Source organism: Haladaptatus pallidirubidus (assembly GCF_020700235.1).
GTDB classification, from domain to species: domain Archaea; phylum Halobacteriota; class Halobacteria; order Halobacteriales; family Haladaptataceae; genus Haladaptatus; species Haladaptatus pallidirubidus.
On sequence record NZ_CP085301.1, the window covers coordinates 422137 to 436009 of the forward strand.

Annotated in this window: 17 protein-coding genes; 11 read left to right on the forward strand and 6 right to left on the reverse strand. The window is 59.7% G+C overall.

The features are described 5' to 3' along the window. Positions 1-86 precede the first annotated feature (86 nt). Complete coding sequence (locus LIX15_RS02435) at positions 87-1661, reverse strand: S8 family serine peptidase (RefSeq protein ID WP_227775922.1); 1575 nt, start codon at positions 1659-1661, stop codon at positions 87-89. 226 nt (positions 1662-1887) lie between these two features. Between LIX15_RS02435 and LIX15_RS02440 the strand changes: the two genes are divergently transcribed. From LIX15_RS02440 to LIX15_RS02475, 8 genes are all read left to right on the forward strand, one after another. Further along, entirely contained in the window at positions 1888-2352 is a 465-nt protein-coding gene (locus LIX15_RS02440; protein ID WP_227775923.1) for an NYN domain-containing protein, read from the forward strand. A 32-nt stretch (positions 2353-2384) separates the two neighbouring features. After that, the gene (locus LIX15_RS02445) at positions 2385-3233 is read left to right on the forward strand and encodes a TatD family hydrolase (RefSeq protein ID WP_227775924.1); all 849 of its coding nucleotides are present in this window, start codon (positions 2385-2387) and stop codon (positions 3231-3233) included. A gap of 49 nt (positions 3234-3282) precedes the next feature. Continuing rightward, a complete protein-coding gene (locus LIX15_RS02450; RefSeq protein ID WP_227775925.1) occupies positions 3283-3864 on the forward strand; it encodes a DUF2150 family protein in 582 nt (193 codons plus the stop codon). Positions 3865-3908: 44 nt separating this feature from the next. Then, on the forward strand, positions 3909-5255 hold the full coding sequence (locus LIX15_RS02455; protein WP_227775926.1) for an Ig-like domain-containing protein: 1347 nt from the start codon (positions 3909-3911) through the stop codon (positions 5253-5255). 71 nt (positions 5256-5326) lie between these two features. Then, positions 5327-5584, forward strand: coding sequence for a hypothetical protein (locus tag LIX15_RS02460; protein ID WP_227775927.1), 258 nt, complete (start codon positions 5327-5329; stop codon positions 5582-5584). A gap of 177 nt (positions 5585-5761) precedes the next feature. Beyond that, complete coding sequence (gene hmgB / locus LIX15_RS02465; RefSeq protein WP_227776954.1) at positions 5762-7099, forward strand: hydroxymethylglutaryl-CoA synthase; 1338 nt, start codon at positions 5762-5764, stop codon at positions 7097-7099. A gap of 152 nt (positions 7100-7251) precedes the next feature. Next, a complete protein-coding gene (locus LIX15_RS02470) occupies positions 7252-7536 on the forward strand; it encodes a hypothetical protein (RefSeq protein WP_227775928.1) in 285 nt (94 codons plus the stop codon). A gap of 210 nt (positions 7537-7746) precedes the next feature. Beyond that, positions 7747-8700 (forward strand): winged helix-turn-helix domain-containing protein, encoded by a 954-nt coding sequence (locus LIX15_RS02475; protein ID WP_227775929.1) that lies wholly within the window; start codon positions 7747-7749, stop codon positions 8698-8700. Between the two features lie 24 nt (positions 8701-8724). Here the strand turns inward: LIX15_RS02475 and psmA are convergent, their stop codons facing one another. The 4 genes from psmA to LIX15_RS02495 all read right to left on the reverse strand — a co-directional run bounded on the left by psmA (position 8725) and on the right by LIX15_RS02495 (position 11266). Beyond that, on the reverse strand, positions 8725-9471 hold the full coding sequence (psmA, locus tag LIX15_RS02480; protein ID WP_227775930.1) for an archaeal proteasome endopeptidase complex subunit alpha: 747 nt from the start codon (positions 9469-9471) through the stop codon (positions 8725-8727). Beyond that, the gene (locus LIX15_RS02485; RefSeq protein ID WP_227775931.1) at positions 9468-10118 is read right to left on the reverse strand and encodes a proteasome subunit beta; all 651 of its coding nucleotides are present in this window, start codon (positions 10116-10118) and stop codon (positions 9468-9470) included. Before LIX15_RS02485 ends, psmA begins: the two co-directional genes overlap by 4 nt. Before the next feature lie 58 nt (positions 10119-10176). Continuing rightward, positions 10177-10455, reverse strand: a complete 279-nt coding sequence (locus LIX15_RS02490; RefSeq protein ID WP_227775932.1) for a hypothetical protein — start codon at positions 10453-10455, stop codon at positions 10177-10179. A 103-nt stretch (positions 10456-10558) separates the two neighbouring features. Next, positions 10559-11266 (reverse strand): helix-turn-helix domain-containing protein, encoded by a 708-nt coding sequence (locus tag LIX15_RS02495; RefSeq protein WP_227775933.1) that lies wholly within the window; start codon positions 11264-11266, stop codon positions 10559-10561. A gap of 748 nt (positions 11267-12014) precedes the next feature. Here LIX15_RS02495 and LIX15_RS02500 point away from each other — a divergent pair. From LIX15_RS02500 to LIX15_RS02510, 3 genes are all read left to right on the forward strand, one after another. Continuing rightward, positions 12015-12626, forward strand: coding sequence for a metal-dependent hydrolase (locus LIX15_RS02500; RefSeq protein WP_227775934.1), 612 nt, complete (start codon positions 12015-12017; stop codon positions 12624-12626). Positions 12627-12650: 24 nt separating this feature from the next. Continuing rightward, positions 12651-13163: a GNAT family N-acetyltransferase gene (locus LIX15_RS02505; protein ID WP_227775935.1), complete on the forward strand. Its 513-nt coding sequence runs from the start codon at positions 12651-12653 to the stop codon at positions 13161-13163. Between the two features lie 194 nt (positions 13164-13357). Beyond that, the gene (locus LIX15_RS02510) at positions 13358-13585 is read left to right on the forward strand and encodes a hypothetical protein (RefSeq protein WP_227775936.1); all 228 of its coding nucleotides are present in this window, start codon (positions 13358-13360) and stop codon (positions 13583-13585) included. A gap of 32 nt (positions 13586-13617) precedes the next feature. On the opposite strand, the gene LIX15_RS02515 is transcribed toward LIX15_RS02510, so the two are convergent. Beyond that, on the reverse strand, positions 13618-13854 hold the full coding sequence (locus LIX15_RS02515) for a DUF7385 family protein (protein ID WP_227775937.1): 237 nt from the start codon (positions 13852-13854) through the stop codon (positions 13618-13620). Positions 13855-13873: the final 19 nt, after the last annotated feature.

The window sequence follows — 13873 nt, forward strand, 5'->3', positions numbered from 1 at the left end:
TCATGAAACCGGAGCCGTATCGTAAAAAATGGTTGCCACTCGTTGGACGATAGAACGAAAAAGAAAGGAACAATCGAAACGGGTGCTTACTGGTACTCCGTGATGGTCAGGTCGTAGCTCCCCGAACCGCTGTAGGAGTCCACGTCGATCTGGAGCGCGGTCGAGGTGTCCGGATTGTCGATGGTGATGGATTCCTGACTGTTGGTGCTCGTGGATGCGTAGTCGTAGTTGCTCGGACTCGCGTTGGTCGTCGTGCCTTCGTTGACGTAGAGGTCGAAGTCGGCGCTGGACGGGCCGTCGAGCTCGACGACAATCTGACTTGGACTGCTGTACTCCCAGTTCCACGAGTAGTCGTCGTAGTCGGCGTAGCTCGACAGCGAGCCGCTGACCGTTTCGGTCGTGGAGCCGTCACCGGGGTCGTCGCCACCGCCACCGCCGTCACCGGGCTGCGTGGTAACCGCGTTGTAGGCGTCAACCTGTCCCGCACCCTGCTTGTCCGACGAAAGACCGATGTCTTTCGCCGTGGCCTTCAGGTGGCTCTGAAGTTCGTTGTTCGAGAGGCTCGACCACTGTGCGAGGGCCAGACCGGCGACACCGGATGCGACTGGCGTCGCCATCGAGGTACCCGAGAGTTTCTCGTAACTTCCGCGGGCTTCCGTCGTCGTAGAGAGAACGTCTACACCGGGTGCGGCGAGGTCGATGTCGCCGTACTGGGAGAACGATGCGAGGTTCTCGTTGCTGTCCACGGCGGAGATGGCCATACATTCCTCGTAGGCCGCCGGGTAGGAGACGCTGCCAGTTCCGTTGTTACCCGCGGCACAGATGATGAGCGACCCTTGGTTGTTCGCGTACGACACGGCGTTTTTCATCGTGCTGTTGTATCCGCCACCACCGAGGGACATGTTGATGATGTCCGCACCTTGGTCTGCGGCCCACTCGATAGCGTCCGCGATATCGGACGTGGAACCGCTCCCGCCCTCGTCGAGCGCGCGGCCGTTGATGAGCGAGGAGTTACTCTGTCCGGCGACACCGGCGCCGTTGTCGATGACGGCGGACGCACAGCCGGAAACGTGGGTACCGTGGTACTCGTCGCTCGGTGCGTCCGGGTACGGGTCGGAGTCGTCGTCGGCGAAGTCGTAGCCGGGGTTAGATTTGTAGTTCGCGGCGAGGTCGGGATGGTCGTACTGTGCACCCGTGTCCACGACTGCGATGGTCACGTCGGAAGAACCGAGCGTCGTGTCCCACGCTCGGTCGGAACCGACCTGTTGTGGCGCGTACTGGTCGCCGAACTGCGGGTCGTTCGGCGTCAGTTGCGTCGAGAGCGTCTCGTTTTTCTCGGCGTACTTGATGCCGTCGCGCTTCTCGATAGCACTGATGAAGTTCTCGCGAGCAGTCTCGTTGCCGGGAACTTTTACCGCGACGTATCGAAGCTCGTCGTTTTTGTGAACTATTTCCGCATTGCCCATCGTGTATTGGGCAACTTTCTGTTCGATGTCCCCTTCACCGGCAGAGACGCCGACCAGCACTTCGTCCTTCTTCGGTCCTGGTTCGCGACCTGGCGTCGCCGCAGTAACCCCACCAAGGGCTGCAGCAGCACCGACTGCACCGGTCGTTTTCAGGAATGTCCGCCTGTCAAATCGAGATGTGTTGTCGTCTGCCATACAGCACGCTAACAAACCCCTCTATTATATTTAAATTTTATCTATTCGATTAAGAAATATGTAAGAGTAGACCAATAAATGAAGATTGGGAGATAAGGAACTAACTGATACCCACGTCAAGTGACAATGGCATACATCAAACATGCAACAATCTGCGGCGTTCTAAACGGCTTCGACGGCGAGGAGAATCGCCACGGCTTTGTCCGGGTATCCACTAGTCCGGCACATGACTGGCGGCTTGCGGTCGGTACTCGGCGGAACGAGTGACGACGACGACACGACCGTCGCGCTGTTCGTCGATGGCCCGAACGTGCTCCGCGACGAGTTTGACGTGGATTTGGACGACGTTCGAACGGCAGGACGAAAACTCGGTCAACTCGTCGTTTCCCGACTCTACCTCGACGAGCACGCGACTCCCGGACTGATTCAGGCGGCGGAAGCGCGCGGGTTCGAAGTCGTGATAACGAGCGGCGACGTGGACGTAAAACTCGCCATCGACGCGACCGAACTCGCACTGGACGAGCGCGTGGACGCGCTCGCCATCGCGTCGAGGGATACGGATTTCAAACCGGTGCTGGAGAAAGCGGCCCGAAACGGCATCCGGACGGTGGCCATCGCGCCGGGCGAGTACGGGCGCTCGGACGCGCTCCAAAACGCCGCCCACGACGCGTTCGTCATCGAAGAAGAGTAGGCGTTTTTTCCTCGGAGCGTGAGGGGTCAGGCATGAACGACCTCGGCACGCCGGTACTCGACAACCACCTGCATTTAGACCCTGAACACGGACGGGGTATCGAAGCGGTCAAAGATTTCGCCCGAAGCGGCGGCACGCACCTCTTCGTCGTCAACAAGCCCTCGTGGTTGCTCGGCGTGGAAGCCGAGAAAGGCGACGATTTCAGAATGACGTTCGACACCACCGTCGAAGTCGGCGCGCGCGCAAACGAAATTCTTCCCGGAAAAGCGTGGCCCGTCCTCGGCGTCCATCCCGGTCTCATTTCGAAACTGGTTGACGACCGGGGATACCCACCCGCCGACGCGCGCGACCTGATGCAAGCAGGATTGGAAGTCGCAAACGAGTACGTCGCGGCGGGTTCCGCCATCGCCCTGAAATCGGGACGACCCCATTACGACGTGGCCGACGAGGTGTGGAACGCCTCGAACGCCGTGCTCCGGCGCGCGCTGGAGTTGGGCGCGGAAACGGGATGTGCGGTTCAACTGCACACGGAGGGAACCGACGATCTCACCGACGTTGCCGAGTGGGCCGAGGATGCTGGCCTCGCGCCCGAGCGAGTCGTAAAGCATTACGCGGGGGGGAAACTGTCGGGCGTGACGCCGAGCGTGATGAGCGAAAAAGAGCGGTTAACGGTCGCCGTGGAGCGTGGCGAACCGTTCCTGATGGAGACGGATTTCGTCGATGACCCCGACAGACCGGGTGCGGTGATGGGACCGAAAACGGTTCCGCGGAGGGTGAGCTGGATGCAAGAGCGAGGGTACGACGACGGGATTCGAACGGCCCACGTTTCCACGCCAGAGCGGGTGTACGGTGTGGATACGCTCGAAACGCTCTCCCGATAGACGCGGACCGAAGGAAAGGCCTATTTATCGTGCTACGCAGGGGAAAGGTATGAGCGCTCCTCCAGAGGAGTTCTACTCCGAAGAACGCTGGCAGAACTGGCTGGACAGAATCAAGGACGAGGACATCGATCCGGAGAACGAGGATTCCGCGCGCCTGCTCCTCAACCTTCAGGACGACGTAGCAATCGCCGTCGCCAAAATCGTCACCGCCTACGACGACGACGACATCGGCGAGGAGACGGCCCTCTCCGAACTCACGGACATCCGCGAAACAGTTCTCGCGGAAGTCGAGTTCGAGGACGAGGAAAAAGCGATGCTTATCGACGGCGTCCAGACGAGCCTTCTCTGTGTCTTCTACGCTTCGGAGGAGTACGTGGCACACGGTCCCGCCGAGGACGCGGAAGTCGAGGAGTACATCCTCGAAGCCCAGAAAGCCGAGAACGCGGAAGATTTGGACTCCGCGCTCGGGCTCGTCTCCGCCGGAGGAACGCGAATTATCGCAGGTGACGAGCTTGATATGTCCATCACGGAGGATATGGAGTACGGACTGGTGACGGAGTGGGTAAACGGCCTCGACAGCCTCCTCAGCGCGATGAGCGACCCCGAAGTCGTCGAAGAAGACGGGGAGTAATCGAGTAACAGGTTTTTTATCCTTTTCCTGTATCTGTCCCATTCATGACGTTCTGGGCGGATGAGCGTGCGGTAACCGTGCAGGTAGGGACGGTTTTGCTGTTCGCCACGCTCATCGTCGCCATGTCGCTGTATCAAGCGACCGCGATTCCGAGCCAGAACGCTGAGATCGAATTTCGACACAGCAAGCAGATACAGGGTCAGATGCAGGACGTTCGTAACGCCGTGGTTCGGACGGGTGCGACCGGAACGAGCCGACCGATCTCGGTAACCCTCGGGACGCAGTATCCGAGTCGAATGTTCTTCATCAACCCGCCGCCGTCGTCGGGGACGCTGCGAACGGCTAATTCAGGCACAGTCGGCATCGAAAACGTCACCGCACGCTCGCCCGAGACGGCGGATTATTTGGACAGCAGTCGGACGAATCTCTCGTTTTCCACGCGCTCGCTTGTGTACGAGCCGAACTACAATCAGTACGATAATGCGCCGGACACCGTGTTGGAAAACGCGGTTGTCTACAACCGTGCGAACGAGGGGAACGCGACTCTGACCGGCCAGCAACTCGTTCACGGGCGGAGTATCACGCTCGTTACGCTCGACGGGTCGCTGTCGGAATCCCAATCCGCGACGATGAGCATCGACCCGCAGGCGCTTAGCCCATCGACCACGGAAATGCGGTCGATTCCCGTGCGGTCGAACGGGGACGGAAACGTGACGATACGGGTTTCGACCGGTTTGAACGAGGAAAAATGGAACGACCTGCTCGCCAATCAGATGGTTTCGGAACCGGGGGGCTACGTAGCCGACGTTAGCGTCGAAAACGGTATCCTCCGGCTAACGCTCCTCGGAACCGATGCGAGTGGGAAATACGTCACTTACGACCTCCGGATGGCGAAGGTCGGCATCGGGGCGGGCGGGGAAAGTAGCCAAGCACATTACGTAACGAGCGTCTCCGGTACCGGTATGAGTGTCTCCGAAGGAAGCCAGACACAGCTTGCCGTCGAAGTCAGAGATACGTACAACAATCCCGTTTCCGGGGCGAGCGTGAACGTTACGCTCGCCGATTCGACCCCGAGTACGTCGCACGAACTCGACAACGGAACCGAAACAGGTCAAACCGTGCGAATGACGACTGGGAGTGACGGAATTGCGACAGTTTCTTACCACCTCCAATCTGTTCCGGGAGTAGCGATGATGTCGAAGTCCGAACCAGTATCGACGACGTGCCGTCGGCGGACGAGGAGTTCGATACGGAGCGAAAGGAAACGCTCGCGTTCGACGTTACCGCAGTCGGACGAAACGGGAACGGCGGGAATGGCCCACCCGACGATGGTCCGCCGGGTGGGGATGGTAGCGCCGGGGATATCGAATACGTCTCCGACAGTGGACTAGCGAAGGCGAACGGTGGTCAGACGACGGGAGCGCAGTTCCAGTTCGAAAACACCGGGTCGGAGACCGTAACGGTGACCGATATGAAAGTGTCCGTCGAAAGCGGTCCTGCAAAGGTGATTCACGAGCAGGCAGGAGGTAGCAGCGGGGACGGTCAGAACGAGATATACGTCGAAGCGACGGAGTCCGGCTATCTCGAAATGGGTGGCTGGCGTGACTCACAGAACCCATCCGCCGCCTACGAGCTCGGAACGAAAGCCAGCCTCACCGGAAACGCGGAAATTGGCGGTGGTTCAACGGCGACGGCCTATCTGTTCGAGTTCAAAAAGTAGAACAGACAACCGGCAGAGATGAGTGGCAGAGAAGTCACCGTAACGCTGTACTTCGCCGACGGGTCGTCAAAAGACGTGACGTTCACCGCGGAAGATCCGTGGCGGTAATCGTTTCGACGGCTGTCGATACTTTCATCGACAAACACTTATACCACGTTAGACAACGTGATGGCAAGAATGACAGCCGTCGGTATCGACGCCATCGAAATCTGGACTGGAAAGCTGAAACTCGACCTGCCGGAAACCTTCGCTCCCGTGAAGGACGAAGACCCGGAGAAGTACACGAAGGGGCTGGGACTGTACGCCAGTTCGTTTCCCGACGCGCACGAGGACATCGTGACGATGGGCGCGAACGCGGCCTACCGCCTCATGGAGCGCAAGGGACTGGCGCCCGAGGATATCGGCCGCATCGACGTGGCGACGGAGAGTGCGTTCGACAACTCCAAGCCGGTTTCGACGTACATCGCGGGCTGTCTCGAACAGGTGTACGACGGCGACTTCCACCACGCGAACAAGGGAGAGCGAAAGTTCGCCTGCATCGCGGGAACACAGAGCTTAGACGACGCCTACAACTGGATTAAGGCGGGACGCAACCGCGGGCGCTCCGCGCTCGTCGTCGCCACCGACACGGCGCTCTACGCACGCGGCGACCCCGGCGAAGCGACGCAGGGAGCGGGTGCGGTCGCCATGCTCATCAGCGAAGACCCGAGCCTCGTGGAGATGTCCACGGAGCAGGGCTACGGCAGCGCCGACGAAACCGACTTCCTGAAGCCCAACCAGCAGTTCCCGAGCGTGGACGGCAAACGCTCGATGCAGGTGTACCTCGCCCGGATGCGCGAAGCCCTCGAAGACTTCGAGAGCGTCTCGGGGGATACCCACCCCGATGATTTCGAGTACATCCCGTTCCACACGCCGTTCCCCGGCATGGTTCGAAAAGCGGGATTGCTCGGCTACCGGCACATGATTCGGGGCACGGACGTCGAAGACGAACTGGCGGAGGAAATCGGCCGCCAACCTCGCGAGGAGGAGTACGACGACCGCGAGGCCTACGAGGAGGCCATCCTCGCGTACATGGACGAACTCAAATCGACCGACCAGTACCGAGAATGGTACGGCGAAACCATCGACCCGACGCTCGGCATCTCCCGCGAAGTCGGCAACTGGTACACCGGCTCGGTTCACATCGCCCGCGCTTCGGCCCTTCAGTACGCCGCGGACAACGACATCGATGTGACCGGCAAGCGACTCCTCGTCGGTTCCTACGGTAGCGGCGCGCAAGCCGAAATCCACGCCGAAACCGTGCAGGACGATTGGAAAGAGGAAATCGGCGATTTCACCATCGACGAGCAGATTCGCGACCGCTACAACCTCTCCTTCGAGGAGTACGAGCAGGTGCACGACCGCCACAACCACGACAAGCGCGTGGAACTCGGCGACTTCACGGAACCCGAAGACGAGTTCATCTTCACGGGCCGCGGCGAGATGGACGAGCGAACCTACGAATACGTGGAGTAAGGCGATAGGGAGTGTGACGAATAGCGTTTTTTGAAGTGTTCGTTTCTGTAGTAGCAGATTTTTTCGTGTATTTGAGCTACCGAGGAGGTTGGTTCAGGAGTGTTAACTGCTGGTGCTGGCTATAGGCCACGCCCTCGCTCGGTTAGTCACTCATGGCTTCGCCACTCGTTCCCACCGGAAGAGACAAGCTCGTCCGTGCTCTCGTTCGCTCCACCGTCGCTCACGAGAATTCCGTCGCTCGCCCGTTGCCTCCAGGAACCGCAGGACGGGCAGGCCAGTGGCCTGCCCGTCCAACCCAAATTCGGTTGGCCGTTTTCTGTGGAAATTCACCTTCCGACATCCAGTGGAATGACGACCAATCCCTTGAGGGCCGAGTGCAGCGCACTCGGCCCTCTGGCGGCCTGGAGGCAACGGGCGAACGAGGAATGAGCGACTGAAAGGAGCGAATGACGAGCGAGGGCGTGACCTATTGCCTGCACAAGTAAACGACACGCCGTCACCAAAAACTTCCATTCTCTCAACAGAAAATCCACAGACTACCCATCGACGTTTCTGTAGACAAACGATTTATCCGAGTCGGCACCCACTGTGCAACCAAGGAACACACCTGGAATCGCACGCCAATCAAAAAATCCTCCACCACCAAAATGACCGAAATCGAGTCGGAGACGCAATCGGCGGACGAACTGCCCGAAACCATCGCTCCCGAGAACGAAGACCGAGCAGACCCGACGGACGCCTTCTCGGTTCTCGGCAACGAAATCCGGATGGCCGTGCTCCGCGCGCTCGTGGACGCGGAGGCAGATGGAGTGGACACCCTCGCCTTCTCGGAACTATTCGAGGCCACCAGCGCCGACAACACGGCGGGATTTTCCTATCACCTCCGGCAGTTGACCGACCACTTCATTCGGAAAACCGAGAGGGGCTACGCCCTGACCTACGCTGGGCGCGAAATCGCCCGCGCGATTCGCGCCGGAACCTACACCGACAGCGTTGATTTCGACCCTATCGAAGTGGACGACCCGTGCCCCTTTTGCCGCGAAGAATCCTTCGAAGCCCGCGGCGAGGACAACTACGTCGTCATCGAGTGTTCGGCCTGCGATAAGCCGACGCTCACGCTTCCGTTTCCGCCCGGCGGCCACCGCGCGCACGACCGGGACGGCCTGCTGACGGCGTTCGACCGACACCATCGTTATCGCCTGTCGCTCATGTCCGATGGAGTCTGTCCGGAGTGCAGTGCCCCGGCGGACGCCCGAATAGGGTATTTCGACTCGGATACGAGTAGCGAATCCAAGGAAAACAGTCGTCCGCAGGTTCGATTCGACTGTGACCGTTGCGGCTGTCGGCTTCGCTCGCCGGTGACCTTAGCGGTGCTCGAACATCCCGAAGTTATCTCGTTCTACCACCGCCACGACAAAGACATCCGGGAGCGCCCCGTCTGGAACGTCGGCGAGGAGTGGCGCGAAGCGGTTGTCTCCGAAGAGCCGTGGTGCGTGCGGGTTTCGACGGAACTCGACGGAAATCTGCTGTCCCTGTTCGTCGCCGAAACCCTCGACGTGGTGACGGTACAGGAAACGACGAGTTCGGGAGCGGCGTCGTAGCGAGCCGCGACGAAAGGCGACTGTTTACGACGCTCTGTCGGCGAGCAGGTCGAGCGATTCTAAAGCTTCTCGACGAGCATCGATGTCGAGTTCGCGGTACGTCGGGTCGATAATCACCACATCGACTTCTTCGGGCGAGAACGGTTCGCCTCGCGCGTCCGCGAGCGCGGAAAGTGCGAGTTCGATGCCCGAATCGACCGAGACGTCGGGGCCGTAGTTCGCTTCGAGATACTCTCGAACCGCGTCGTCGTCCGCCCCGATTGCCGTGGCCTGCCACTCGTAGGGTGTTCCCGAGGGGTCGGTTTCGAACAAGCGAGGATGCACCTCGCCCTCGGAATTCGTGTCCACCCCGCCGACCAGCAGGGCCGCGCCGAACGGCCTTGCCCCTCCCTGCTGCGTGTACTCCTGTACGTGGTCGGTGACGGCTTTCGTAAACGGTTCGACGGCCATCGGTTGGTCGTAGCGCAACCGGTCGGTTTGCGCGCGTCGTCTGCCGAAATCCACCAGTTGTCGGGCGTCTGCGACGTGGCCCGCGCTGGCGACGCCGAGGTGCGTGTCGATTTTGTGGAGCTTTTCGACCCCGTCCGCTTCGAGCAGGGGCGACCGGACGCGCTTGCTCGCGGCCAGAACGACGCCGTCGTCGCCGCGAATGCCGACGCTGACGCTTCCTCGGCGGACCGCCTCGCGGGCGTACTCGACCTGATACAGTCTCCCGTCGGGCGAGAAGATGTTCGTCCCGCGGTCGTAGGCCTGCTGTTGTTGGCCGTTCATGCCGCCATCTCCTCGGAGTTGGTATCGTCGCCCTCATAGCTGTCGTGACTCCGAATTTCGACGCCCTCTCCCGTGACGGTCGCTATCGTGACACCGTTGCCGCTCGCGGTGTCGCGCTCCGCGGCGCTCTCGATTGCCCGGACTGCGACGCGGCGGGCGGAGTCAGTCGGGAGGTTCGATTCGTACTCGCGTTCGAGGACGCCGTAGGCGAGTTGCATACCGCTCCCGCCCGCGACGTAGTCCGATTCCATGACGCCCCCACCTGCGTCCAATTCGTAGACGCGGGGGCCAGTCGCATCGACGCCGCCGAGGATCGGGTGTGCTCCGCGGAACTGTCCGTTCCGGAGGAGGTTTCCGGTGAGCGTTGCGAGCGCGGACATGTCGATAGTTGTTCCCTGACGAGATTCGTAGAGACTCGTTTCGGCTCGGAGCGTTCGAACGAACGATTGCAAGTCGCCGACGCCACCAGCGAGCGTTATCGCGGCGGTCGGATGAACCTGCTCTATTTTCATCATCTTCTTGTTGGAGATGAACCGGCCGCCGAGACTGGCGCGGCGGTCTGCGGCGAGCAGAACGCCGTCGCCGGTCGTCAGGGCAACCGTGGTCGTTCCGGTTTTGAGCGTCGAATCGGATAGTGACTCGGGCATGTAGAAGCAAAGGTGCCCGATTCGGAAAAATGTTAGCTAAAATATATTTTAGTTCGTGTTAGGAATCGTTCCATTCGACCATCTCGTTCACGTCGCCGGAAAGCGGCCCTTCCACGAGCGTTCCGAATGCGCCGCGTCCGGCGAGCGTTCTAAGGTGCGAGACGAAATCGCGCCACTGGCCAGCACATTCGACGTGGAGGTGCCACGTATGGGATGGCGGACATCGACCCGGAGAGGAGATGCGAATATCAGTAGCCTGTTGGTCGATGCGTTCGTCACACCACGGGCACGTCGGACAGTTTGCCCCGACACCTTCGTGGGATTTCGCTGCGCTCATTATATAAACAAGACACGTCTGATTGAGTTTAAATCTCGCCTTCACCACGCCACCGTTTACGTGTGTCGTCGTTCAGACCCCCCCGTGACACACGCGTCACCGCTTATACAGCGAGGTCGCGCATGGCATCGACCATCGCCTCCTTATCGCAGTCGGTGACGGCCAGCGAGAAGCCATCCAGTTGTGCGAGTTTCGACGCGTGTTCCCACAGGTTGTCGGCGTCGAGTCCGTGGAGGACGACCGCGTTCGGCGTCGGATTGACGACGCGTATGGCGACCAGCGGTGACTCCCCGCGCGTGACGTTCGTGAAAACGAGTGCGCGACTCGTGCTCTGACCGTAGAGGCGGTAGAACTCCTCACTGGAGAGTCGAGTGATGGCTTCGATACTGTCGATGACGGTGTGACCCGTGATTTCGTCTTTCGCACCCGATGCGATTTCCGTCGCGTCGATGGATTCGTACAACTGCGAGAGGGGAACGGTCGTCGGATATTCGCGCAAATCGTTTACGATGGTACTGTCGAATCCCGCCGAGAGGACGCGGGCGTACTGACGGATTCGGTCGCCGCCTCTCTGTTGGTCGATGTCCAACAGCGCCGTAACCGTTCGGCGAACGACGCCGATTCCGGGATTCTCGCGCCGCCCGCTTTCGTAGTCCGAAATGACCGACGAGGATACTTCGAGGTGGTCTGCGAGCGCGGTCTGAGACACGTCGAAATCCGTGCGCCACTTCCTGAGGGTCGCCCCGGGGTCGTCGCTCAAGGTGATTTCACCCGCGATTTGTTCCGCGAGCGTCCGGCGCGCATCTGTCATGGATTTGGATGTGGCAGTGGCACGGAAAAACATATCGAAAGTACCCTTCGACACCCGTCGAAACTTCGAAAAACGGGATGGTTTCAGCGTTGGTGGTCGAACTATGTCGTCTAATCCGGAGTACGGGTATGAATTGCCGACTCTGAATGACCGCTACAGCGAGAGGACTGATCGGGAGTTACCTCGCTTTTGTAAGAATGGCGTCGAGGCTTGTTGACTCCAATGGAATCGCAACCGTCCCATACTCGCGGCCTTGCCGCGAGACGACGGCGAAGCCGTGAGCGACGAACGAAGTGAGGCGCGAGTGTACTCCCGCGCTAGCGGGGAGGTGTGGAGGGGACGAGATTTCTTCCAAACCTCGCTTGTAAGTAGCGCGAAACGCGCAGTTTCGCGGGCAGTTGAACGGCTGAGTCGCGAAACGACGGTGAAACCGCGAGCGCGGTTGCGGAAGCGGTGGCGGTCTCATCGGAGTCGGCATTTTCGAACGAAGCCCACGAGAAAAATCGGTTACCGGGTATCGAAATTCAGGTTGTGCATGGCAGAGTCACAAAAGCCACCTGTCCGAAGAAATCCGATTTCAGAACGTCAGAAATGCCCCAATGAACTTCCTCAAACACGCCCACATCAAGAGCAGCCGGAAATAACCGACGGAAACCCGAACGTACCGGTTCCGTATCGAAACGTACGACCGACCTACGCCGCCCGATGTCGGACAATTACTATGCACAACGCTGTCGTCCACCGTTTGATGCCATCAGTGGTCGTACACGTCGCGGTGGCGGGATTGCTCGCCACGTCACTACTTTCCGACCATTTCGATAGTCGAGCAGCGATAGTGGTGATGGTCGCCGCCGCGCTCCCCGACCTCGATACGCTGGTCGGGTTGTGGATTCCGGGGGGACACAGAGCCGTGTTTCACACACTTCTTTTACCGATGGGGGCCGGAACGCTCCTGCTCACGGACAAAATCGGCGGAAGTTGGATTCGTCGGCGCTGGGGGGCCTACGGGGTTCGAGTCGCGTGGGTGAGTCTCGTTTCGCTCCTGGTCGCGGGAATCGGACTGGATTTGGTTACCAACGGCGTGAACGCGTTCTATCCGGTTCACGACCAGTTTTACAGCGTCTCCGGAAAGCTGCAGTTCTCGAATCAGGAGGGTGTCGTCCAGACGTTCATCCAACCGCAGGCCCACGGTTCGACGGCGAACACGCACTACCGAACCGGATTCGACCTCGCACGGGGGCCCGACCCGGCGGAAAAAGAGCGCGTCTTTCCAATCGTCAGGAGCGGCCGACAACTCCTGTTGGGCGCAATGAGTTTCGGTATCGTCGGCTTTCGCCTCTGGGAATCACGCAACAAGTAAGCCCTCCCCACATCGACAGAGAGTATGGAAATCAGACCCTACGACGGTACCGAAACCGACGCGAAGCAGTTGTGGAAACTCAAGCGCGGCTTCGAACTCGGACTCGGCGAAGGCACGGGCGCGGAGGACAAAGCCGAAATCTACAGCGAGAAACTGACCGACGACTACCGCGAGGAGTACCTCAACTGGGTCGGGCGATGCGTAGCGGACGACGAACGCTGCGTCACCGTCGCCGGAGATAGTACAGACGACGGCCCCGAAGATGGCGAACTCGCGGGCTACGTGTTCGTTCTCCCCGCACGACTCGCGTTCATCTGGGATGCGGCGGTTCTCAACGAGATTTTCGTCCGACCCGAACACCGCGGAACCGGCGTCGCGGACGATTTGATGGACGCCGCAATCGAACTCGCTCGCGACCAGTCCCTTCCGCTGGACAGACTCGTCCTCGACGTTGACCGAGAAAACGACCGCGCACAGTCGTTTTACGACCGTTACGGCTTCGAACATTGGGGCGAGATGGTCGCCAGAAAGCTGTGAGTCGGATTTCGCAACTGAACCGAGAGCACGAGACTGAGTTGCACGAGATTCGATAGCACACCTCCAGGGTTATAAATCGTTCAAAATCCCATTCCAAATCGAGATATTTATTCGAGTCCGAGTTAATCTCTGTATAACGCCTGCCAACCCCCCGTTACTCTCTCCCCCCGGGGCGCGGCAGGAGGTTAGAAACAATGTGGCAAGAGTACGTCTTCCTAGCGGGTAGTATCGTCATCATGATTTCGCTCATCCCGACAATTCGGGACGAAGAGGCGCGGGTACCGCTTCGAACCAGCGTTCCGTCGGTAGCCGTGTTGTTCGTGCAAACACTGGCATTCCTCTCGATGGGGCTGACGTTTTCCGCGGCCGGAACCGGGATGGGCTTCGGCCTGTGGACGCTGATTGCGAAGTACAAATCCTAACGAATATCGAACCGCCGACACGAAACTCATTTTCACGATTCGTGTGTGAATAGTAGAATCCGGTCATCTTCTCGAACGACGCAAAATCGCATCGAACCAGTCGGTTGAAAGCTGTGTTCTCGCTGTTCAGTTATCAGCACCTCGGCAAACGGTTCCTCGCACGACGGACAGACCACCGAACCGCGGTTTTCGAACAGGGAGGTGTGTCCGACATCCCGCTTTAGTTTCAGGCGGTGGCGCATCGCGTGAACGTCGAACCGATCGGTCATTGGTCGTTACCATTTTCAC

What these genes read in the sequence shown, in the direction of transcription:
- LIX15_RS02435 (WP_227775922.1), bottom strand. Translation starts at nt 1,661, where the DNA reads ATGGCAGACGACAACACATCTCGATTTGACAGGCGGACATTCCTGAAA.
- LIX15_RS02440 (WP_227775923.1), top strand. Translation starts at nt 1,888, where the DNA reads ATGACTGGCGGCTTGCGGTCGGTACTCGGCGGAACGAGTGACGACGAC.
- LIX15_RS02445 (WP_227775924.1), top strand. Translation starts at nt 2,385, where the DNA reads ATGAACGACCTCGGCACGCCGGTACTCGACAACCACCTGCATTTAGAC.
- LIX15_RS02450 (WP_227775925.1), top strand. Translation starts at nt 3,283, where the DNA reads ATGAGCGCTCCTCCAGAGGAGTTCTACTCCGAAGAACGCTGGCAGAAC.
- LIX15_RS02455 (WP_227775926.1), top strand. Translation starts at nt 3,909, where the DNA reads ATGACGTTCTGGGCGGATGAGCGTGCGGTAACCGTGCAGGTAGGGACG.
- hmgB (WP_227776954.1), top strand. Translation starts at nt 5,762, where the DNA reads ATGACAGCCGTCGGTATCGACGCCATCGAAATCTGGACTGGAAAGCTG.
- LIX15_RS02470 (WP_227775928.1), top strand. Translation starts at nt 7,252, where the DNA reads ATGGCTTCGCCACTCGTTCCCACCGGAAGAGACAAGCTCGTCCGTGCT.
- LIX15_RS02475 (WP_227775929.1), top strand. Translation starts at nt 7,747, where the DNA reads ATGACCGAAATCGAGTCGGAGACGCAATCGGCGGACGAACTGCCCGAA.
- psmA (WP_227775930.1), bottom strand. Translation starts at nt 9,471, where the DNA reads ATGAACGGCCAACAACAGCAGGCCTACGACCGCGGGACGAACATCTTC.
- LIX15_RS02485 (WP_227775931.1), bottom strand. Translation starts at nt 10,118, where the DNA reads ATGCCCGAGTCACTATCCGATTCGACGCTCAAAACCGGAACGACCACG.
- LIX15_RS02490 (WP_227775932.1), bottom strand. Translation starts at nt 10,455, where the DNA reads ATGAGCGCAGCGAAATCCCACGAAGGTGTCGGGGCAAACTGTCCGACG.
- LIX15_RS02495 (WP_227775933.1), bottom strand. Translation starts at nt 11,266, where the DNA reads ATGACAGATGCGCGCCGGACGCTCGCGGAACAAATCGCGGGTGAAATC.
- LIX15_RS02500 (WP_227775934.1), top strand. Translation starts at nt 12,015, where the DNA reads ATGCCATCAGTGGTCGTACACGTCGCGGTGGCGGGATTGCTCGCCACG.
- LIX15_RS02505 (WP_227775935.1), top strand. Translation starts at nt 12,651, where the DNA reads ATGGAAATCAGACCCTACGACGGTACCGAAACCGACGCGAAGCAGTTG.
- LIX15_RS02510 (WP_227775936.1), top strand. Translation starts at nt 13,358, where the DNA reads ATGTGGCAAGAGTACGTCTTCCTAGCGGGTAGTATCGTCATCATGATT.
- LIX15_RS02515 (WP_227775937.1), bottom strand. Translation starts at nt 13,854, where the DNA reads ATGACCGATCGGTTCGACGTTCACGCGATGCGCCACCGCCTGAAACTA.